This window comes from Bradyrhizobium genosp. A (assembly GCF_049949275.1).
Lineage (GTDB): Bacteria > Pseudomonadota > Alphaproteobacteria > Rhizobiales > Xanthobacteraceae > Bradyrhizobium.
This window is the reverse complement of the sequence record NZ_CP188196.1, coordinates 1,954,893-1,976,451: the sequence shown is the minus strand read 5'-3', so window position 1 is coordinate 1,976,451 and position 21,559 is coordinate 1,954,893. Positions and strand designations below refer to the sequence as shown.

Annotated in this window: 17 protein-coding genes and 1 pseudogene; 7 read left to right on the top strand and 11 right to left on the bottom strand. The window is 64.5% G+C overall.

The features are described 5' to 3' along the window. Positions 1–13 precede the first annotated feature (13 nt). Positions 14–964 carry a GlxA family transcriptional regulator gene (locus ACP2YP_RS09190; protein WP_426426091.1) on the bottom strand — a complete coding sequence of 317 codons (951 nt, stop codon included), beginning with the start codon at positions 962–964 and terminating at the stop codon, positions 14–16. A 120-nt stretch (positions 965–1,084) separates the two neighbouring features. Between ACP2YP_RS09190 and ACP2YP_RS09185 the strand changes: the two genes are divergently transcribed. Next, positions 1,085–1,474 (top strand): nuclear transport factor 2 family protein, encoded by a 390-nt coding sequence (locus tag ACP2YP_RS09185; RefSeq protein WP_426423784.1) that lies wholly within the window; start codon positions 1,085–1,087, stop codon positions 1,472–1,474. Between the two features lie 72 nt (positions 1,475–1,546). Here the strand turns inward: ACP2YP_RS09185 and pcaG are convergent, their stop codons facing one another. Then, positions 1,547–2,173 (bottom strand): protocatechuate 3,4-dioxygenase subunit alpha, encoded by a 627-nt coding sequence (gene pcaG, locus ACP2YP_RS09180; protein ID WP_426423783.1) that lies wholly within the window; start codon positions 2,171–2,173, stop codon positions 1,547–1,549. 4 nt (positions 2,174–2,177) lie between these two features. After that, a complete protein-coding gene (gene pcaH, locus ACP2YP_RS09175) occupies positions 2,178–2,960 on the bottom strand; it encodes a protocatechuate 3,4-dioxygenase subunit beta (protein ID WP_426423782.1) in 783 nt (260 codons plus the stop codon). 103 nt (positions 2,961–3,063) lie between these two features. Here pcaH and ACP2YP_RS09170 point away from each other — a divergent pair, with 103 nt between their 5' ends. The 3 genes from ACP2YP_RS09170 (at position 3,064) to ACP2YP_RS09160 (ending at position 7,027) form a co-directional block, all read left to right on the top strand. Continuing rightward, complete coding sequence (locus tag ACP2YP_RS09170; RefSeq protein ID WP_426423780.1) at positions 3,064–3,981, top strand: LysR family transcriptional regulator; 918 nt, start codon at positions 3,064–3,066, stop codon at positions 3,979–3,981. A gap of 191 nt (positions 3,982–4,172) precedes the next feature. Next, on the top strand, positions 4,173–5,477 hold the full coding sequence (gene pncB, locus ACP2YP_RS09165; protein WP_426423779.1) for a nicotinate phosphoribosyltransferase: 1,305 nt from the start codon (positions 4,173–4,175) through the stop codon (positions 5,475–5,477). A gap of 242 nt (positions 5,478–5,719) precedes the next feature. Continuing rightward, positions 5,720–7,027 (top strand): GGDEF domain-containing protein, encoded by a 1,308-nt coding sequence (locus ACP2YP_RS09160; protein WP_426423778.1) that lies wholly within the window; start codon positions 5,720–5,722, stop codon positions 7,025–7,027. 9 nt (positions 7,028–7,036) lie between these two features. On the opposite strand, the gene ACP2YP_RS09155 is transcribed toward ACP2YP_RS09160, so the two are convergent. Further along, positions 7,037–7,657 carry a TetR/AcrR family transcriptional regulator gene (locus ACP2YP_RS09155; RefSeq protein ID WP_426426089.1) on the bottom strand — a complete coding sequence of 207 codons (621 nt, stop codon included), beginning with the start codon at positions 7,655–7,657 and terminating at the stop codon, positions 7,037–7,039. Between the two features lie 609 nt (positions 7,658–8,266). Here ACP2YP_RS09155 and ACP2YP_RS09150 point away from each other — a divergent pair. Together ACP2YP_RS09150 and ACP2YP_RS09145 are read left to right on the top strand one after the other, a co-directional pair. Further along, complete coding sequence (locus tag ACP2YP_RS09150) at positions 8,267–11,674, top strand: acyl-[ACP]--phospholipid O-acyltransferase (protein ID WP_426423777.1); 3,408 nt, start codon at positions 8,267–8,269, stop codon at positions 11,672–11,674. A 34-nt stretch (positions 11,675–11,708) separates the two neighbouring features. Continuing rightward, positions 11,709–12,065, top strand: a pseudogene (locus ACP2YP_RS09145) (esterase/lipase family protein); the annotation flags it as partial. 153 nt (positions 12,066–12,218) lie between these two features. On the opposite strand, the gene ACP2YP_RS09140 reads toward ACP2YP_RS09145, so the two are convergent. The 4 genes from ACP2YP_RS09140 to tcuA form a co-directional block, all read right to left on the bottom strand. Continuing rightward, positions 12,219–12,917, bottom strand: a complete 699-nt coding sequence (locus tag ACP2YP_RS09140; protein ID WP_426423776.1) for a disulfide bond formation protein B — start codon at positions 12,915–12,917, stop codon at positions 12,219–12,221. 10 nt (positions 12,918–12,927) lie between these two features. Beyond that, the gene (locus ACP2YP_RS09135) at positions 12,928–13,086 is read right to left on the bottom strand and encodes a DUF5993 family protein (RefSeq protein WP_426423775.1); all 159 of its coding nucleotides are present in this window, start codon (positions 13,084–13,086) and stop codon (positions 12,928–12,930) included. 68 nt (positions 13,087–13,154) lie between these two features. Further along, complete coding sequence (tcuB, locus tag ACP2YP_RS09130) at positions 13,155–14,261, bottom strand: tricarballylate utilization 4Fe-4S protein TcuB (protein ID WP_426423773.1); 1,107 nt, start codon at positions 14,259–14,261, stop codon at positions 13,155–13,157. Beyond that, complete coding sequence (gene tcuA / locus ACP2YP_RS09125) at positions 14,248–15,639, bottom strand: FAD-dependent tricarballylate dehydrogenase TcuA (protein WP_426426088.1); 1,392 nt, start codon at positions 15,637–15,639, stop codon at positions 14,248–14,250. Before tcuA ends, tcuB begins: the two co-directional genes overlap by 14 nt. Positions 15,640–15,797: 158 nt before the next feature. Here tcuA and ACP2YP_RS09120 point away from each other — a divergent pair, with 158 nt between their 5' ends. Continuing rightward, positions 15,798–16,481: a GntR family transcriptional regulator gene (locus ACP2YP_RS09120; RefSeq protein WP_426423772.1), complete on the top strand. Its 684-nt coding sequence runs from the start codon at positions 15,798–15,800 to the stop codon at positions 16,479–16,481. A gap of 9 nt (positions 16,482–16,490) precedes the next feature. On the opposite strand, the gene ybaK is transcribed toward ACP2YP_RS09120, so the two are convergent. The 3 genes from ybaK to ACP2YP_RS09105 all read right to left on the bottom strand — a co-directional run bounded on the left by ybaK (position 16,491) and on the right by ACP2YP_RS09105 (position 21,546). Next, complete coding sequence (gene ybaK, locus ACP2YP_RS09115) at positions 16,491–16,964, bottom strand: Cys-tRNA(Pro) deacylase (protein ID WP_426423771.1); 474 nt, start codon at positions 16,962–16,964, stop codon at positions 16,491–16,493. A gap of 110 nt (positions 16,965–17,074) precedes the next feature. Continuing rightward, positions 17,075–19,840, bottom strand: a complete 2,766-nt coding sequence (gene fdhF / locus ACP2YP_RS09110; protein ID WP_426423770.1) for a formate dehydrogenase subunit alpha — start codon at positions 19,838–19,840, stop codon at positions 17,075–17,077. Continuing rightward, positions 19,837–21,546 carry an NADH-ubiquinone oxidoreductase-F iron-sulfur binding region domain-containing protein gene (locus ACP2YP_RS09105; protein ID WP_426423769.1) on the bottom strand — a complete coding sequence of 570 codons (1,710 nt, stop codon included), beginning with the start codon at positions 21,544–21,546 and terminating at the stop codon, positions 19,837–19,839. The genes fdhF and ACP2YP_RS09105 overlap by 4 nt, the downstream gene beginning before the upstream one ends. Between the last annotated feature and the right edge of the window lie 13 nt (positions 21,547–21,559).

Genomic DNA, 21,559 nt, shown 5'->3' with positions numbered 1-21,559 from the left:
GGACTCATCGGATTTACGCGCCGAACCGGCGGCGATAGTCCTGCGGCGGCGTGGCCAGCACGCGCAAAAAACTGCGGCGCATGGTCTCCTCCGACCCGAAGCCGCAGCGCTGGGATATCCGCTTCACCGGCAGGCGCGTCTCCGACAGCATTCGCCGCGCAGCCTCTACCCGCAGCCGCTCGATCGCCCGAAGCGGCGTCAGTCCGGTCGCCTTGGCGTAATGGCGGCTGAAACTGCGTTCGCTCATGCCGGCCTCTTGCGCCAGTCTGGACAGAGAGAGATCGCCGGCGAGATGCTTGCTGATCCATTGATGCAGCGCGCCGAATTCATCCTCGGCGGATTGCAGCGACAGCGCCTCGCTGAACTGCGCCTGCCCGCCCGGCCGCTTGAGGAAGACGACGAGATAGCGCGCCACTGCCAACGCCGTGGTGCGACCGAGATCTTCTTCCACCAGGGCCAGCGCCAGATCGATGCCGGCAGTCACGCCTGCCGAGGTCCAGATCGAGCCGTCGCGCACGAAGATCGGATCGGGCTCGACGCGCACGGCCGGGAAACGCCGCGCGAGCTCAGCGCAATACGACCAATGGGTCACCGCACGCCGTCCGTCGAGTGCGCCCGATGCTCCGAGCAGAAATGCGCCGGTGCAGACCGACGCCACGCGCCGCGCCTTCTTCACGCGCTGCCGCAGCCAGTCCAGCAGCACCGGATCGGAGGCGGCGAGGTCGACACCCGGGCCACCTGCGACCACCAGCGTGTCCAGCCCACTGCCGGCGCGCGGCAGCGGTTCCGTTGCAATCTCCAAGCCTGAGGACGCTGTCACACGCGCGCGATCTTTCGTCACCACGCGAAGGGCATAAGGCGGCGTTCCGCCGGCTTCTAATATCTGCTCGTTGGCGGTCGCGAACACCTGGAGCGGCCCCGTGACGTCGAGCAGCTGCACCGACGGATAGGCCAGCACTTCGATCACACGCGCGGAACTCCGCGTGGCGCGCGAAACGGAACTTGGCGAGAAACGAGGGGTCTTTGGCATTTGCGCCAAAGCGTGCCCGGTTACGTTGCCGATGTCCAGCCTCGAGGAGAGACCATGACCACGAAGACCTTCACCAAGACCGCCCCGCCGGAGTGGCTTCTCGCGATGTGGAAAGAGATCGACGACAAGACCTTTGGCAAGGGCTTTGACTGTTTTACCGAAGACGCGATCTGCAATCTCGGTGTCGCCGACTGGCACGGCCGCGAGGCGATCCGCAACAATCTGCGGCAATTCATCGACCGCGGCTTTACGGCACTCCACGACGTGGTCGAGTTCTGGGATAGCCCGGAGCTGAAGATCTTCCACGGCAAGGTCGCGATGCGCTTCGACGACCCCAACATCGCAGCCGTGAGACCGACGATGGTCCATTTCTTCTATATGGACGAAAAGGATCCCACCAAGGTCAAGCACTGGATCGGCGCGGTGGGACCGACCGGCTTCTAGCGTCCGGGATCGAGACAACAGAAACGGCCCCATCTTCGGGTGGGGCCGTTTTCATTTTTCGAACGGGATCAATCAGACGTCGAAGAACACGGTTTCGTCCGGTCCCTGCAGATTGATCGTGAAGGAGTATACGGCGTTGCCGGCACGCTCGCTGCGCGTGGCGATCAGTGTCTTGCGGCGCACCGGCGGCTCGACCAGATTGAGCACCGGATCGGCGGCGTTGGCCGCCTCCTCGTCCGAGAAATACAGCCGCGTGTTGAGGCCGATGTTAATGCCGCGCGCGACAATCCAGATGTTGACGTGCGGCGCGCATTTGCGCCCTGTCCTATCGACGACCGCACCCGGCTTGATGGTCTCAAAGGTAACGAGCCCACTCTCGAAATCCGAGCCGCCGCGGCCCCAGCCGCGGAAATCCTCGTCCAAAGCGCCGGCCGAGCGATCGGCCGGATGATTGTAACGACCGGCCGCGTTGGCCTGCCAGATCTCGAGCAGCACGTCGCGGAGCGGCGAGCCGCTGCCGTCGAGCACCTTGCCTTCCAGGGTGATGCGCTCGCCTTGCGTGTTCGGCGTCACCAGCACGTTGGAAAAGTTCTTCTCGAAAATGTCGAAGCCGGCCATGGCCGGAATCAGGCCGATATGGACATAGGGCCCGGCGGTCTGCGAGGCGGTTTCCTTGAGATAGTTGAGCGGCTGCGGCATTGGCTCAGTTCCCTTCGGGACGATTTTCGAAATAGGTGGAGCGCTGGCCGCGCAGCACGATGTCGAAGCGGTAGGCAAGCGAGTCGAACGGCGTCGAGGCGTTGAGGTCGAGCGGCGCCACCAGGCGATCAAGCGCGTCCTTGTCCGGGATCGTCGTCAGGATCGGGCAGACCGGGATCAGGGGATCGCCCTCGAAATACATCTGCGTGATCAGGCGCTGCGCGAAGCCCGAGCCGAACACCGAGAAGTGGATGTGGGCGGGACGCCAGCTGTTGACGAAGTTGCGCCAGGGATAAGGGCCCGGCTTCACGGTGCGGAAATAATAGTAGCCGGTGTCGTCGGTCAGCGCGCGGCCGCAGCCGCCGAAATTCGGATCGATCGGCGCCAGATAGGTGTCCTTCCTGTGCCGGTAGCGGCCGCCGGCATTGGCCTGCCAGAACTCGACCAGCGTGTTCGGCACGCCGCAGCCGGTCTCGTCCAGCACGCGGCCATGGACGATGATGCGCTCGCCGACGGGATCCCCGTCCTTGGCGTAGTTGCGGATCAGATCATTGTCGAGCGGGCCGAGATCGTTCTGACCGAACACCGGCCCGGTGATCTCCGAGACCGAGCTCTCCAGCGACAGCAACGCCTGGCGCGGCGAGCGCAGCACCGAGGATTTGTAGCCAGGCGCGTATGCCGGCGGATGGATGGTGCGGTCGCACTGGAAGAAGCCGCCGTCGCGCGGGGTGAACGGCTCGGGGCTGTTGAGGCGGGGATCCCTTAAGGCTGGCGCCTGGGCATTCATCGGCGTTGTCTCTCCCTCTGGCCGCGACCGGTCCGGGCGGCGTGTTGGTGAGATCATGAGCCATGCTATTCCACAGATAAATAGATCGATTATAATATGTTGCATGAAGAAAATCGATCATATGGCGCTCGATGGCCACGCCCTCGAACTGTTCCTCGCCGTGCTGGAAGAAGGTTCAGTCACGGCCGCTGCAACCCGGCTCGGCCTGACGCAGTCGGCTGTCAGTCACGCCCTGAACAAGCTGCGGCGGATCGCCGGCGATCCGCTGTTCGCCAAATCGGGCCGCGGCATCGTCGCGACCGCCCATGCCCAGGCACTGGCCGCGAAGGCGCGGGCGCTGATCGACGAGATGCGCAGCTTCGCCGGCGGCATCACATTCGAACCGGCGAGCGCGCAGCTTTCGCTGACGATCGCCGCCAATGATTTTCAGCGCGACTTGCTATTGCCGCGCTTCTTCGGACATGTCGCCGCGCAGGTGATGAGCCTGAACCTGCGCGTGATCCCGTCGCAATCTCCCTCACCTGCAATGTTGCGCGAGAATCGCTGCGACCTTCTGATCACACCGCTGCCGCCGTCCGGCATCGACATCGTGCAGAAGCGATTGCTGAGCGATCATTACGTCTGCTACTACGATCCCAAGGCGCGCGCCGCACCAGTCAGCCGCAGCACCTATCTCGCGGCGCGTCATATCACCGTGGTCTACACCGACAACGAGCGGCTGGACTTCGACCGCCGGCTCGCCGCGAACGGATTCCTCCGCGACATCGCCATTTCCGTGCCGAGCTTTTCCGGTGTGCCGTCGTTCCTGCGCGGGACGCAGATGCTGGCGAGCATGCCGACCCTGCTCGCCGCCGGCGTGATGCGCGGCTTCGCCCATGCGCGGATTCCGCTGGCCTCACGCACGCGCACGCTGGCCGAGCTGCCGATGTTCATGGTCTGGCACCAGCGTTACCAGAAGGACCCGGCGCATCGCTGGATTCGCGCGCAATTGGAATCCGTGGCTACGACGGCCGCCGCCTGAATCTGACGGGCCGATTTGCGTGGCTGGCGGCGGTCCAAGCCTCGACCTCATGGCGGGTGACCGCGCCGCTGCGCCGGACCAAGGAATTGTTTCAGCGCCGGTAACGATAGTGCCTGTTGGCTGCCGCGGCGGTGGCCAGCCCCTCGCCAAACCCACTGGTTGCGCGCGAGCGGCCACGCTAGAATTCGGCCATGACAGTGACCGACATTGCGAGCCGAACCTACAATCACAGCTGGCGGCTGGATCCCATCATCCGCAGCCTGCTCGATACCGACTTCTATAAGCTGTTGATGTTACAGATGATTCGGGAATCGTACTCGGATCAGCAGGTGACTTTCTCAGTCATCAATCGCTCGCGCCATGTGCGGCTTGCCGAGATCATCGACGAGGGCGAGCTGCGCGCCCAGCTGGACCACGCCCGCACCATCCGCTTCACCAAGAAGGAGCTGATCTGGCTCGCCGGTAACACCTTCTACGGCAAGACCCACATGTTCTCGGCGGACTTCATCCGCTGGCTCGCCGAATTCCGCCTTCCCGAATACGAGCTGCGCAAGGTCGAAGGCCAATACGAGCTGCATTTCCATGGGCCGTGGACCCACACCTCGATGTGGGAAATACCGGCGCTTGCCATCCTGAACGAATTGCGCTCGCGCGCGGCGATGAAGGGGCGCGCCCGCTTCGAGCTCGACGTGCTCTATGCCCGCGCCAAAGCCAAGCTGTGGACCAAGGTGGAGCGGCTGCGCAAACTGGAGAATTTGCGGCTCTCCGACTTCGGCACCCGCCGCCGTCACGGCTTCCTCTGGCAGCGCTGGTGCGTGGAAGCGGTGAAGGAAGGGCTCGGCTCGTCCTTCATCGGCACATCCAACGTGCTGCTGGCGATGGATAACGATCTCGAGGCCATCGGCACCAACGCGCATGAGCTGCCAATGGTCGCGGCCGCGCTCGCCAGGGACGACGAGGAATTGCGCTGGGCGCCCTATCGCATCCTCGACCAGTGGCGCCAGACCTATGGCGGCAATCTGCTGATTGCGCTGCCCGATGCCTTCGGCACGAAAGCCTTCCTGCGCGATGCGCCCGAATGGGTGGCCGACTGGACCGGCTTCCGCCCCGACAGCGCGCCGCCGATCCAGGCCGGCGAGGAGATCGTCGCCTGGTGGGAGAAGAAGGGCCGCAATCCCAAAGACAAGCTGCTCGTGTTCTCCGACGCGATGGACGTCGGCTCGATCGAGGAGACCTATCACCACTTCTCCGGCCGGGTGCGGCTCTCGTTCGGCTGGGGCACCAACCTCACCAACGACTTCGTCGGCTGCCCGCCGGACGGTTCGTTCAATCTCGATCCCATCTCGCTGGTCTGCAAGGTGTCGTCGGTCGACGGACATCCGGCCGTGAAACTCTCCGACAATCCGGAGAAGGCGACCGGCATGCCCTCGGAGATCGAGCGTTATCTGCGCGTGTTCGGCGATGCCGGCCGCGTGCGCAAGCCGGTGCTGGTCTAGCACCAGACCGAATTTCTCTCGATCGGGTAAATCGCCTAGGGCGAATTCGAGACACCGGTTGCGAATACCGCAACAGTTCCGGGTTGGCGGCATTTGCGACGATCTGCGCGCATCCACTTCACGACGCTTTCACTCTACGACGCAGCCTCCGCTCTTTCAGGTCGAGTTAAGCAACCTTCTGCTCTACTTTGCGTTGCAGGCGCAACGCTCCGCTGGGATCGTTGAGTGACTTGGGGAACGCAGTGTTTCGCAGAACAGCAACATCGGCGAAGGAACGCAGCTTCCTTCACGTCATCAAGCTCGTCTCGCTTTTCGTCATGGTCGTTGTGCTTCAGGCGGCGATCGCGGGATTCAGCTTAGAGGTGATGTCATCGGTTCGCGCCTATGTCGCGGGCGAGGCGATGTGGTCGCGCTCGCAGAAGAACGCCGTCTATTTCCTCAACCTCTATCTGCATTCGGGCAAGGCCAGCCAATTCGCGCAATACCAGGCCTCACTTGCCGTCCCGATCGGCGACGAATATGCAAGATGGGCACTCGAGCGCGATCCGGTCGATGTCGAGATCGCCCGCATCGGCTTCCTGCAAGGTGGCAACCATCCCGATGACGTTCCTGGCCTGATCTGGCTGTTCCGCTATTTCAAGCAGGTCCGCTTCCTCAGCGAGGCGATCCGGGAATGGGCTGCCACCGATCCGATGCTGCTGGAGCTCAGCGTCTTCGGTGAAGTCATCAAGGGCGAACTGAAAAACGGCCCCATTCGGGACAGCGACCGCGTGCAGTTCCTGTCGTCGCGGCTTTCCGAGTTGAACAGGCAGTTCACGGGGCATGCCGAGCGGTTCTCGAGCGTGCTCGGCGAAGGTTCCCGCGCCATCAAGTTCACGCTGACGTCCTTGAACATCGCCACCGCCGCGAGCCTGATCCTGCTGCTGATCTGGCATACGCGACGACTGGTGCTGCAGCGGCAGGCGTTCGAGGATGCGCTGTACGCCGAGAAGGAGCGCCTCGCCTTTCAGGCCTCGCATGACTGGCTGACCGGTCTTGCCAATCGCCGCGCCTTCGAAGCGCGCCTGCAGAGCGAGCTCGATGGTCGCGGCGAAAACTCGCTCAGCCTGATCCTGCTCGACCTCGACCAGTTCAAGAGCGTCAACGACAGCTGCGGCCATCTCGCGGGCGACCGGCTGCTGTGTCAGGTCGCGCGACTGCTGCAGCAGGACCGGCGGCCACACGATCTGGTCGCCCGGCTCGGCGGCGACGAATTTGGACTGATCCTGCCACAATGCGTGCCCTACGACGCGGTCGATATCGCCGAGCAGCTGCGGCGGTCGCTCGAGCTGTTCAACTTCGTCTGGGACGATCGCTGCTTTGCGGTGACCGCCAGCATCGGCGTTGCCTTGATTGCCGGCGCCAACACAACGCTCGAAGAGGCGATGCGTCGGGCGGATGCCGCCTGCTATCGCGCCAAAGAGAAGGGGCGCAACCGGGTTCAGGTCGACAACGGAAGACCGGACGTCGTTCTCGTCGCAGCGCGGCCGCGCGAAGCTGCCCGCGCGTGACCGTCGCCGTTATCGTGCCGGCAGGATCCGGAGCCCCAGGAGATGCGCGTCCAGGAACTGCGTGACCTGCTGGCGCAGCATCTGCGGCGGCACGGCGACCATGCGCTCTTCGAGGCCGAGCGAGATGATCCCATGCACTGCGGAAAACAACGTACGCGACAGCAGTGCGATCTTCACGTCATCCGCATCCGGTAGCACGCGCACCAGAGGTGCATGCATCAACGCGAACGCGTCCATCACCATCTGAAGAATGTCGTCGGGATAAGGACGGTCGTCCTCCATCCGATGCTCGAACAGCGAGCGCAACAGATTGGCGTTTTCGGCGAAGAATTCGAGATAGGTCTCCGCCAGACCATAGAGCTGGACGACCGGATCCTCAGCCGGAACCCCTCCCAGCCGCTCCGTCAGCGCCTGAACCGTCGCCCGGTTGACCGTCAGGATCACCCCGTCGAAGTCGCCGAACTCGTTATAGACGCTCCCGACCGAGCAGCCCGCGGCCTCGGCCACGTCCCGAACCTTTAACGATCTCAATCCTTTAGACGCGATAATGCGGCGGGCGATCTCCACGATCTGGAGACGCCGTCGATTTTTTTTCTGGTCCCGCAGCGATTCTTCTTGAACATTGTTCATCTTCAGGTTACTCACGTGAACATTGTTCAAATTAGCCCGGAGACCTGCAAAATGCAAACCCTCGCTGTTGATATCGCCTCCACCTTCGTCGATGACGCCGCGGCCCTCTTGAGCGGCTTTGGCCGCGCCCTGCTGCGGGTCGTCATGGCCCCGATCGATCGGATCGCAAATGCCTGCGACATTGCCGGCGTACTTGCTGAGCGCCGCGCGACCTTCCGAATGTGGCGGATGAGCCGCGCTCGTGCCCGCCACGAGCGCCGCCGCTTCAGCCTGCTCGGCCGCTTCAACCCCTTTCGCCATCTCGCTCACCTCACCTGAGGAGAAGCCGGTGCGCATGCGAGACCACTCGAATGCGGGGACCGGCCGCAAAGAAGGACTTACTATGTCCGACATTCGTGGCCGATTCACTTCCGCCCGAACTGCGGCTGCCACCAGATATTTGCGAACCTAACGAGACCACCTGGAGACCAAAAGGATCGGAAGGACCGAGGGGACACAGCAGGCCGGCGACGATCGTCACCGTGCAATCGCTCTCCCACAACCTTCCGGTCGTGACGTTTCATCGACAACGCAATAACCTCAGGCTGCCTTTCCAAAACAGGACTCGTCATGATCAGGGATTTGATGTCGTCACGCCGCTTTGCGCCGCTGTTCTGGGCGCAATTCTTCTCGGCGCTCAATGACAACGTGCTCAAGAACGCACTCGTCATCATCCTGCTTTACAGCGCTGCGACCGGCCACGGCGATGCACTGGTGACGGTGGCAGGCGCCGTGTTCATCTTCCCCTATTTCATCCTGTCCGGGCTCGGCGGCCAGCTCGCCGACAAATACGTCAAATCGGTCGTCGCAAGGCGGCTGAAATTCGCCGAGATCTTCGCTGCGGCCTTCGCCGCCGCCGGCTTCTTCCTGCACTCGGTGCCGCTGCTGTTCGCGGCGCTTGCGCTGTTCGGCATCATCGCCGCCCTGTTCGGCCCTGTAAAATACTCCATGCTGCCGGACCAGCTCGAGCTCGGTGAGCTCGCGACCGGCAACGCGCTGGTCGAAGGCGCGACCTTCATGGCCATTCTGCTCGGCACCGTCGCGGGCGGCCAATTCGTGGCCGGCTCCGCCCACATGGGCTGGGTCGCATCGGCCGTGGTCGTGCTGGCCCTGTTGTCCTGGGCCTTTGCCTCCCGCATTCCGCAAACAACGCCCTCCGCGCCTGATCTGCCGGTCGATGCCAATCCCTGGACCTCGACGCTCAGCCTGTTGAAGACGCTCTATGCGGACCACCGGCTGTGGGACGGAACGGTGATCGTCTCCTGGTTCTGGCTGGTCGGTGCGATCGTGCTGTCGCTGCTGCCGGCGCTGGTCAAGGACGTCGTCGGCGGCAGCGAAGGCGTGGTGACGCTGTGCCTGGCGACCTTCGCGATCGGCATCGCTATCGGCTCGCTGTTTGCGGCCAGCCTGAGCCACGTTCGCCCGAACCTCGCGCTGGTGCCGATCGGCGCCATCATGATGGGATTTGCCGGTATCGACCTTGCCTGGGCCATCGGCGTCACGGTGAAGGGGAACGACATCGCCGCGGTCGATTTCGCAACCTCGTTTGCGGGTCTGCGCATGCTGATCGACTTCGTCGCCTTCGCTTTCGGCGGCGGGCTGTTCGTCGTTCCGTCCTTCGCCGCGGTGCAGGCCTGGTCGGCTCCGAACGAGCGCGCCCGCATCATCGCCGCCGGCAACGTGCTGCAGGCCGCCTTCATGGTGGTCGGATCGCTGTTCGTCGCGCTGTTGCAGGCTGGAGGATTGCATGTCGGCTGGATCTTCCTCGGCCTGGGTGTCGCGAGCTTCGGTGCGGTGTGGTTCGTGCTGACGAAATGGGGCAAGGAAGGCGTGCGCGATTTCGGCGGGCTACTGTTCCGCGCCCTGTTCCGCACCGAGGTGCGTGGGCTTGAGAACCTGCCGCCATCAGGCACGCGCATGCTGATCGCACCCAACCATGTCAGCCTGATCGACGGCCCGCTGCTGCACGCCGTGCTGCCGATCGACGCGAGCTTCGCGGTGGATACCGGCATCTCCAAGGCGTGGTGGGCCAAGCCGTTCCTGCGCGTGGTCAAGCACTACACCATCGACCCGACCAAGCCGCTGGCCGCGCGCGACCTGATCAAGCTCGTCGCAGCGGGCGAGCCGGTCGTCATCTTTCCGGAAGGACGCATCACCGTCTCCGGCTCGCTGATGAAGGTCTATGACGGCACCGCGATGATCGCGGACAAGGCCGACGCCGTGGTCGTGCCCGTTCGCATCGAGGGCGCGCAGCGCTCGCATCTCAGCTATCTCAACAGCAGCCAGATCAAGCGCTCCTGGTTTCCGCGGGTGACGGTGACGATCCTGCCGCCGGTCAAGCTCCCGATCAATGAGCAGCTGAAGGGCAAGGCGCGCCGCAATGCTGCGGGCGCCGCGCTCCAGGACGTGATGATCGACGCGATGGTCAAGAACGCTATGCTCGACCACACGCTGTTCGATGCGCTCGGCCACGCCTATCGCGATCGCGACACCGGCAAGATCATCGTCGAGGACGCGCTCGGTACCAAGCTGACCTATCGCAAGCTGATCCTCGGCGCGCAGGTCTTGGGCCGCAAGCTCGAAGCCGACACCTCGGCCGGCGAAAATGTCGGCGTGCTGCTGCCGAACTCCGCGGGCGTCGCCGTCGTCTTCATGGCGCTGCAGAGCATCGGCCGGGTTCCGGCGATGCTCAACTTCTCCGCCGGCCCGGTCAATGTCCTCGCCGCCATGAAGGCTGCGCAGGTCAAGACCGTGCTGACTTCAAAGGCGTTCATAGAGAAGGGCAAGCTCGACAAGCTGATGGCCGCGATCTCCCCGGAAGCGCGCGTCGTTTATCTCGAGGATGTCCGCGCCTCGATCGGCACGGCCGACAAGATCAAGGGCCTGCTCGCCGGCAGCGCACCGCGCGTTGCCCGCCAGGCCAACGATCCGGCCGTCGTGCTGTTCACGTCGGGCTCGGAAGGTACGCCCAAAGGCGTGGTGCTGTCCCACCGCAACATCCTCGCCAACGCGGCGCAAGCGCTGGCGCGGGTCGATGCCAACGCCGATGACAAGGTGTTCAACGTGCTGCCGGTGTTCCATTCCTTCGGTCTGACCGGCGGCATGATGATGCCGATGCTCGCGGGCATCCCGATCTACATGTACCCCTCGCCGCTGCACTACCGCATCGTGCCCGAGCTGATCTACCAGACCGGCGCCACGATCCTGTTCGGCACCGACACGTTCCTCACCGGCTACGCACGTTCGGCGCACGCCTACGACTTCCGTACCCTGCGCCTGGTGATCGCCGGCGCCGAAGCGGTCAAGGACCGCACGCGGCAGGTGTTCATGGAGCGCTACGGCATCCGCATCCTCGAAGGCTATGGTGTCACCGAGACGGCGCCAGTGCTGGCGATGAACACGCCGATGGCCAACCGTCCCGGCACCGTCGGCCGCCTGTCGCCGCTGATGGAAAGCCGCCTCGATCCGGTCCCCGGCATCGAGGAGGGCGGACGCCTCTCGGTGCGCGGACCGAACGTCATGCTCGGCTACCTCATGGCCGAAAATCCCGGCGTGCTCGAGCCGCTCGCGGAGGGCTGGCACGACACCGGCGACATCGTCGCGATCGACCCGGCCGGCTTCATCACCATCAAGGGCCGCGCCAAGCGCTTTGCCAAGATCGCCGGCGAAATGGTCTCGCTGTCGGCGGTCGAGAGCATCGCAGCGACGCTGTGGCCGCAGGCCGCATCGGTCGCCGTGTCGATCCCCGACCAGCGCAAGGGCGAGCGCATCGTGCTGCTGACGACGGAGAAGAGTGGCGAGCGCGGCACGATGCAGGCCCAGGCCAAGGCGATCGGCGCCTCCGAGCTGACCGTGCCCGCGACGATCATGGTGGTCGACAAGGTGCCGCTGCTCGGCACCGGCAAGGCGGACTACGTTACTGCAACGACGATGGCCCGCGAGCAGGCGACGGCAGCATCGGAGCGGGAAGTTGCGTGACACGCAGCCCACGGCCGTCGCACCAGCGCATGCGATGTGCGACGGCGTGGTGCTGCTGCATGGCATCGGCGTCGGCTCCTGGACGCTGAAGAAGCTGGATCGAGCGCTGCAGCGTCGTGGCTTCGCCACGCTCAATCTCGACTATTCCAGCCGCAAGAAGCCGCTTGAGGCACTCGCGGAGGAGATCCACGCGCCGATCGCCGCATTCGCCGAACAATGCGACGGCGCGATCCACTTCGTCGCCCATTCCATGGGCGGGCTACTTACGCGGGTTTACATCGCGCGATACCGGCCAGCGCGGCTTGGCCGCGTCGTGATGCTGGGCACGCCCAATGGCGGCAGCGAGGTCGCCGATCTCTTGAAAAACCTGTCGCTCTACCGCGCTGCTTTCGGCCCGGCCGGCCTGCAGCTTACCACCACCCAAGACCCGGTGCTCGCCGACCTGCCGTCGCCCGATTATGCGATTGGCATCATCGCCGGATGCCGCACCATCGCGCCGATCGCGTCGGCCTTTGTTCTGCCCCGCCCCAACGACGGGCGGGTTTCAGTTGCGAGCGCGAAGCTGGCCGGGATGGGCGACCACATCATCGTTAGGGCGCCCCATGCCGGGCTGCCGCGCCACGCCGTCGCGATCGAGCAGACGATCGCGTTTCTGCACGACGGACGGTTCAATCCGGTCACTTGAGCAGGAGATAGCGCACTGGATTGTCGTCGCACTGACCTGCCCCGCACTCCAGCACAGTGGACAGCAGATTGCAGCAACCAGCAACGCGAAGATTGCGAAGACCGCGTTCGATGCCGGGCCGTTCACCGGCGCAGCGCCATCTCGCTCGCCGGCCACATCCTTCAGAACGAAGACGAGCGCGACATAGCAGACGACGCCGACGGCCGCGATCAGCGCCCAGGTGTAGAAATGCAGCCCAAACAGCGCCGAACCGTATCCGGCATCATCAGGCGCAAGATGCAGGGACACCTGCCGGAGCGAGATGAAGCCGGTGACGAGCCCCGCCACAAGGATCATCGCATAGTGTGAGCCACGCTCGCCGAGGCGCAGGTTGAACAGGAAGCCCATGCCGATCGCAACGAACCCGGCCCGTTGCAGCAGGCAGAGCGGGCAAGGCAACTCGCCAAGCGCAAGCTGATAGACAAATGCGACGGTCAGGACGAGTGAGATCCCGAGCAGTCCCAACATGTTCAGGACCGCGCCGACCGATCGTTGCCCGCTGATCTCTGTAGTACTCATCTCGCCACCGTCAGAACGAGAATTTCAGCGGATCCGTCGCGTGGTGGAAGAACCATGCGACCGTGATGACGATGGTTGCGCTCCAAAGCGCGTAGCTCAGTCCCGCGCGCGTAGACCAGACGCAGGCACTACCTGCGAGCGCCAGCAGAAACGGCAGAAACATATACATGAGCGGGGGCTCCTCCGACGATTCGCTCTCCGCGAACGGCCCAGAGATACGTCAGCCCCGCACGCCCCTCAAGAGCCGGCTTCGCTGCGCCGCTCCTGCGCGTAACGCACCAGCGCCGCGAAGCGGTAGATGCCGTGCACGAACTTGCCGTAGGGCATGGTGATGAACAGCGCGAACACCGCGCCGAGATGCAGCGCCAGCAGCGGCCCCATGGCGGCGGTCTCGCGCAGGAGCAGAAGCAGCAATCCCGTGAACCCGGTCAGGAACAGCATGGCGATGAAACCGACATCCATTCCGTAGCGGGTCTCGTCGAGCAGCTCAGCCGCCCGGCGCGATTTGGCGACGAACAGCCCGATGGGGCCGACGACGAGGCCGATGCCTCCGAGCGTGCCGAGCACGACGGGCAGGTCCCACCACGGATACGGCGCCTCGCGGCCGAGCAGATAGTGATAGAGCGTGGCAACCGAGGTCGCGGCAAAGCACAGCAGGAAGCCGTAGAACGTCAGATGATGGAAAAGCTTGCGACGGTCGGTCGGCGTGTCGTCTTCGTTGTAGCAGCCGACACCGCCTCCATGGAGATAGCGTAGCTCACCGGCATCGCGAATTGCCTGGAAGATCGAGCCGCCGTCGGCGCGGCCGCCAATCGGCGGACCGATGTCGCGCCAGAAGGCGCGCACGCTCATAGCGAGCGCGAGGATCGCATAGAGAAAGGCAGCGCTGAACAGCGCGGCCATCGCGTTGTGCGGCATCAGCTGGTAGAAGGCGCCAGGGCCGGTGTGGACGCCGAACAGCACGCTGCGGTCGTTCAGCGCCGCGAAGCCGAAAATGAAGGCAGCCATGCTAAGCGCAGCGATGACGCTGATGACGAGCCCGTTGCGCGCGAAGGCGCCGGACAACGCTTGCGGCCAAGCATAGGCCGCATAAGACTCGGCACGCGCCACCGCCAGCGTCTTCGGAACATTGACGTTGAATTCGTGCGGCGGCGAGAACTGGCAGTCGACGTAGCAGGCGCCGCAGGAGTGGCAGAGGTTGGCGAGATAGTTGAGATCGCCGTCGGAAAAGGCGCGGCGCTTCTCCATCGCGGGAAACACCGCGCAAAGACCCTCGCAATAGCGGCAGGAATTGCAGACCGTCATCAGACGGTCGACTTCGTCCAGAATTCTAGTTCCGTGCATGTTTCGCCGCTTCCCGTCCTGCGATCCGCCCGAATACGCTGCCGATGGTCATGCCCATGCCGGCGGCATAACCCTTGCCGAGCACGTTGCCAGCCATGATCTCGCCGGCCGCAAACATGTTGGCCGATGGCTTGCCGTCAGCCATCAGCATCCGCGCCTCCCTGTTCACGCGCGTGCCGAGATAGGTGAAAGTGATGCCGGGCCGCACCGGATAGGCGAGATAAGGCGGCGTCTCGATCCGGCGTGCCCAGTGCGTCTTGGGCGGCGTGACGCCTTCGGTCACGCAATCGTCCAGGATGGTGTGGTCGAAGGTGCCTGGCCGCACCGCGGCGTTGAATTCGGTGATGGTCTTTTCGAGCGCGGCCGGGTCGAGCGTCAGCTTGCCGGCGAGCTCGGCAATCGTCTGCCCGGCAATCGGCGGGAACAGCGTCGGCATGAACGAGGTGACGACGGTGGAGTCGAAGATGATGTAGGCGATCTGGTCGGGCTGCGCTGCAACCAGCCGGCCCCAAATCGCGTAGCGCTTCGGCCAGATGTCTTCGCCCTCGTCATAGAAGCGCTGCGAATGCTTGTTGACGACGATACCGAACACGACGGAGTCATGCCGCGTGATGATGCCGCCGTCGAACTTCGGCGCGCGGGCGTCGATCGCGACCGCGTGGCACTGGGTGGGATCGCCGACCTCCTGCACGCCCTTGTCGAGCAGCATCTTCAGGATCGAGCCGCGATTATAGGGCGTGCCGCGGATCAGGAAATTGTCGGCCGCCTCGCCCCAATATTGCTTCAGCCACTCGATGTTGGCCTCGAACCCGCCGGCCGCGGCCACCAGCGACGTCGCGCGGATCTCGGTCTCGCCATTGATCGGCCGCTTGAGGCGTGCGGCGAGGAACATGCCGTGTTCGATCACGAGGTCGATGACCTCGGCGTCATATTCGACGTCGACGCCAAGCCGCTCGGCGGTGAGATAGAGCGCATTCAGCATCGCGCGGCCGCCACCGAGAAAGAAAGAGTTGGTGCGGCCGAGGCTCAGCGTCCCGCCGAGCGAGGGCTGCCACCGCACGCCCTGCTCCACGATCCAGTTCAGGATGTCCTTGGACTCCCGGATCATGTGACGGGCAAGCACCTCGTCGGTCTGCCCGCCCGTGACGCGCAGCAGATCCTCCCAGAACTCCTCCTCGGTGTAGGGGCCGGTGAGGATTTCGGTCGCGGCGTCATGGGCGCAACGCATGTTGCGGGTGTGACGGGTGTTGCCGCCGCGGTAGAACTTTGGCGCACCTTCGAGCACCAGCACCGAGGCACCGCCGCGGCGCGCCGAGATCGCCGCACAGAGCGCCGCGTTGCCGCCGCCGATCACCAGCACGTCGTATTTGCTGCCCATGCCGTCGGTCCGATGCGACGAAGTTAGAAACATTCTGCCCGCCGGCGGCCCCGGTCAAGCCGATCCGCCATTGCGTACTGTTGTATACAAAGATATACAGAGGCGGTGCAAGCCGCATCTCTGCATGGGCAGGATGCACATTGCGAGCCCAAGGATTCATGGCCAGACGCCCGGCAAAGGCAGGCGGAGCGATCGCACGCGGCGGTGGCGTGGCGCTGGGCGAAGCGGTGTTCCGCTCGCTCTGCGAGGCGCTCCAGGCCGGCAGCTACCGCGCCGGCGATCGCCTGCGTGAGGAAGAGGTGGCACAGCGGCTGAAGGTCAGCAGGACGCCGGTGCGGGAGGCGCTTGGTCGTCTCGCGGCGCGCGGCTTCGTCGAGCCCGCCGGCGGCCGCGGGCTGATCGTCCGCAACCTCGACATCTCGGAGGTACTTGAGCTCTACGCCATGCGCGAGATCATGGAGGGTGCCGCCGCGCGCCTCGCCGCCGAGCACGCATCTGCGCCGGAAATCGACGCGCTCAGGGATATCGAGCAGGCATTTGTGGAAGCGTCCGAGGCTGACGCCGCGGAGATGGCGCGGCTCAACCGCGCCTTTCACGAAGCGATCTGCCGCGCCGCGCGCAATCGCTATCTCGACAACGCGTCAGGCGAATTGCAGGACTGGATCGCCCTGCTCGGCCCGACCACCTTCACCGTGACGGGTCGCCCCTCGACCAGCCACGGCGAGCACCAGGCCATCATCGACGCCATCGCCGCACGCGACGGCGGCGGGGCCGAGCAACTCGCGCGCGCGCATATCCGTGAGGCGCTGCGCTGCCGGCTCAAGCTGTTGCAGAAGCAGTAGGCGGCAGGCTCAGGCGAGCACGTCCGCCACGACCGCCTTCAGAACATCCCGCGCATCGGTTGGCTTCATCCGCAGCTGCAGGCCGCGCTGACCGCCATTGAGATAGACCAGGTCATGGGCGAGCGCGCTCTGCTCGATCACGGCGCGCACCGGCTTGCGCTGCCCGAACGGGCTGATGCCGCCGACCTTGTAGCCGGTGATGCGCTCGGCCTCCGGCGGCTTCATCATCTGCGCCGACTTGCCGCTCACGGCCGAGGCGAGCTTTTTCATCGAGACTTCCTGATCGGACGGAACAATCACGCAGACCGGCTTGCCGTCCGCCAGCGCCATCAGCGTCTTCAGCACACGCGCGGGATCCTCAGCCAGCGCAGCGGCCGCCTGCATCCCGATGCTCTCGGCATCGGGATCATAGTCGTAAGCGTGAACGGTGAAGGCAACACCGGCGGTTGTGAGCGCGCGGGTGGCGGGGGTGACTTTGGACATTTGCGACTTCTAGCACCGTCATTGCGAGGAGCGAAACGACGAAGCAATCCAGAATCCGACCGCAGAGGCAGACTGGATTGCTTCGCTACGCTCGCAATGACGGCCGAGGCCTACTCCGCCGCGTCCCGCATCTCCGCGCGTTCGGCTCTCGCCGCGCAGAACTTGAACTCCGGAATCTTGCCGAACGGATCGAGCGCCGGGTTGGTCAGCAGATTCGCCGCCGCCTCGGCATAGCAGAACGGCATGAACACCATGTTCTCCGGCACGTCGCGGTCGGAGCGGACCTTGACCTCGACCGCGCCGCGGCGGGTCTCGAGCCGAATGAAATCGCCCGGCGCGAGCTTTTTCCTGTGCATATCCTTCGGCGACATGAAGGCGACGGCTTCCGGCTCGATCTGGTCGAGCACCTGGGCGCGGCGGGTCATCGAGCCGGTGTGCCAGTGCTCCAGCACGCGGCCGGTCGAGAGCACCATCGGATATTCGGCGTCGGGCAACTCGTCCGGCGGAATGACATGCGCCGGCACAATCTTGCCGCGGCCGCTCGCGGTCGGAAAACCCGTCGTGAAGATGATCTCGTTGCCGGGCTTGTTCGGATCGTCTGCCGGATAGGTGACTGCGCCCTCACGCACCAGCCGCTCCCAGCTGATGTTCTTGAGCGACGGCATCAGCTCCGCCATTTCGGTGTAGACCTCGCCTGGGCCGGAGTAATTCCACGGCAGTCCCATGCGCTTGCCAATCTCCTGGATGATCCAGAGATCCTGCCGCGCATCGCCCGGAGGCTTGATCACCTGGCGCGCGAGCTGCACGCGACGGTCGGTGTTGGTGAAGGAGCCCTCCTTCTCGGCGAAGGCCGAGGCCGGCAGGATGACGTCGGCGTGGAACGCGGTCTCGGTCACGAAGAGATCCTGCACCACGAGATGATCGAGCATGGCGAGCGCCTGGCGTGCATGCTGGAGATCGGGGTCGGACATCGCGGGATTCTCGCCCTCGATATACATGCCCGTGATCTCGCCGGCGTGGATCGCGTTCATGATCTCGACCACGGTCAGGCCGCGCTCGGGATCGAGATCCTGCTGCCAGATCTTTTCGAAATTGCCGCGCAAATCGTCGCGGCCGACCGGCTGATAGTCCGGCAGGAACATCGGGATCAGGCCGGCGTCGGAGGCGCCCTGCACGTTGTTCTGGCCGCGCAGCGGATGCAAGCCGGTGCCGGGGCGGCCAACCTGGCCGGTGATCAGCGCCAGCGCAATCAGGCAGCGCGCATTGTCGGTGCCGTGAACATGCTGGCTGATCCCCATGCCCCAGAAGATGATCGAGGATTTTGCCCGCGCGTAGGTTCGCGCGACCTCGCGCAACGTCTGCGCCGGGATGCCGCAGATCGCCTCCATCTTCTCCGGCGTGAACTCCTTGATCTTCTCCTTGAGGTCTTCGAAGCCTTCGGTGTAGCCGGCGATGTACTGGTCGTCGGTCAGGCCTTCGGTGATGATCGTGTTGATCATCGCGTTCAGCATGGCGACGTCTGAGCCCGGCTTGAACTGCAGATGCTTTGTCGCGTGGCGCGACAACGTCTGCCGGCGCGGATCCATCACGAACAGCTTTGCGCCATTCTTCGCCGCGTTCTTGATGAAGGTCGCCGCGACCGGGTGGTTCACCGTCGGGTTGGCGCCGATCACCCAGATCACTTCCGCGTCCATGGCGGCCGAGAACGGCGCCGACACCGCGCCCGAGCTCAGGCCTTCAAACAGCGCGGCGACCGAGGAGGCATGGCATAGGCGGGTGCAGTGGTCGACATTGTTCGAGCCGAATCCGGTGCGCACCAGCTTCTGGAACAGATAGGCCTCTTCATTCGAGCCCTTGGCCGAACCGAAGCCGGCCAGCGCCTTCACGCCCTTCTCGTCGCGGATCTTGACGAGGCCCTTGGCGGCGATATCGAGCGCTTCGTCCCAGCTTGCTTCGCGGAAATGGGTGAAGGGGTTAGCGGGATCGACCTGATCGTTGGAATCCTTCTTGGCATTCGGCAGCCGCACCAGCGGCTTCGTCAGGCGATGCGGATGGTGGATATAGTCGAAGCCGAAGCGGCCCTTCACACAAAGACGATTGTGGTTGGCCGGGCCATCGCGGCCCTCGGCATAGATCACCTTCTCGTCCTTGACCTCGTAAGTGACCTGACAGCCGACGCCGCAGAACGGGCAGAGTGAATCCACCTTCCGGTCTGCGTAGGTGACGCGAGTCTGCTTGTCGTCGAGCATCACGGCCGGCATCAGCGCGCCGGTCGGGCAGGCCTGCACGCATTCGCCGCAGGCGACGCAGGTGGATTCGCCCATGGGATCGTCGAAGTCGAACACGATTTTCGAACCGTGACTACGATAAGCCATGCCGATGACGTCGTTGACCTGGACCTCGCGGCAGGCGCGCACGCAGAGGCCGCATTGGATGCAGGCATCGAGGTTGACACGCATCGCCGGATGGCTGGCATCGGTCTCCCAACGCTCGGCGGCAGGAAAACGGCTCTCGGTGACGCCCGTGGTTTCGGCCCAGTGCCAGAACTTCGAATCCGGATCGTGCGAGGTCGCGCGCGCCGGCTGGTCGGCGACCAGCAGCTCCATCACCATCTTTTGCGCCGACACCGCACGCGCGCTCTCGGTCTTCACCTTCATCCCGACCGACGGCGTGCGCTTGCAGGACGCCGCCAGCACGCGCTCGCCCTCGATCTCGACCATGCAGGCGCGGCAATTGCCGTCGGGGCGATAATCGGGCGCGGGCGAATAGCACAGGTGCGGAATCTCGCGGCCCTGACGTTTTGCGACCTGCCAGATTGTCTCGCCGGGATTGGCCTCGACCTGCTTGCCGTCGAGCTCGAACGTAATCTTGGTCATTCGGCCGCTTCCTTGAACTCGTCAGGGAAATATTTGATCACGGAGGACAGCGGATTGGATGCCGCCTGTCCGAGCCCGCAGATCGAGGCATCGCGCATCGCCTGGCTCAATTCTTCCAGCAGTGCGCGGTTCCAGACCGGCTTCTGCATCAGCTGTGCCGCCTTCTGGGTTCCGACGCGGCACGGCGTGCACTGGCCGCAGCTCTCGTCCTCGAAGAACTTCATCAGGTTGAGCGCTGCTGCGCGCACGCTGTCCTTTTGCGACAAGATCACGATTGCGGCCGATCCGATGAAGCAGCCGTATTTTTCCAGCGTGCCGAAATCGAGCGGGATGTCGTCCATCGACGCGGGCAGAATGCCGCCGGAGGCGCCGCCCGGAAGATACGCGTAGAACTGATGGCCGTCAGCCATGCCGCCGCAATATTCGTCGATCAGCTCACGCACGGTGATGCCCGCGGGCGCGAGCTTCATGCCGGGGTTCTTGACGCGGCCCGAAACCGAGAAGCTGCGCAGGCCATGGCGTTCATGACGGCCATTGCCTTTCCACCAGTCGGCGCCCCTCTCGACGATGTCGCGCACCCACCACAGCGTCTCGATGTTGTTGATCAGCGTCGGCAGGCCGAACAGGCCCACCTGGAACGGATAAGGCGGCTTGTGCCGGGGCAGGCCGCGCTTGCCCTCGATGCTTTCGAGCAGCGAGGACTCTTCTCCGCAGATGTAAGCGCCAGCGCCACGGCGCATGTGCAGCGTCGGGCCACCCGCGGGGAGCTTCGCGATCTCGCGCTCCAAAATCTCGCGCGAGGCCGGATATTCGTCGCGGACATAGATGTAGACGTCGGAGGCCTGCACCACATGCGCGCCGATCAGCATGCCTTCGATGAACCGATGCGGATCGCTTTCGAGATAGACGCGGTCCTTGAATGTGCCGGGCTCGCCTTCGTCGCCATTGATCGCCATCAGCCGCGGGCCGGGCTCGCCAAGCACGGCGCGCCATTTGCGCCCCGTCGGGAAGCCGGCGCCGCCGAGGCCGCGCAACGAGGCGTCGTCGAGCGCCTTCAGCAGATCGTCCTTCGACAATTCGCCAGAGCGCACGCGATTGAGCAGCTTGTAGCCACCACCTGCGACATACGCGTCGTAGGCGATGTATTTGGGCAGATGCGCATGCGTGTCGCCAGCCTTCGCCACCGCCATCACATTGGCGACAGTCGCATGGTCGACGAAGTTGTGGCCGACTTCTGCGGCCGGCGCGGTATCGCAGCGGCCGACGCAGGGCGCGCGCACGACGCGGATGCCGGGCCCCGCGGCGTCTTGCAGATCCTCGAGCAGCTTCTCGCCGCCGAGCATCGCACAGGTCAGGGAGTCGCAGACGCGGATCGTCAGCGGCGCGATGTCAGGCTCGCCTTCCTTCACCACGTCGAAATGCGCGTAAAAGGTCGCGGTCTCGAACACTTCGGCGAAGGCGAGCTTCATCTCCTCGGCGAGCGCGGCCAAATGCGCAGCCGAGATCTGGTGATATTTGTCCTGGATCAGATGCAGATATTCGATCAGCAGGTCGCGCCGCCGCGGCTTGTCGCCGAGCAGCTGCTCGATCTCGTGCGCCGCGGTGGGATCGACCTGTCGGCCCTTGGGCGTGGACTTGGCGCGCCGGCGTCCCTCGCCCGGATGCTCGAATTCTCTGACCTTGTGAACGTCGTCGTTGCTGCTCATGGAAACGCCGCGT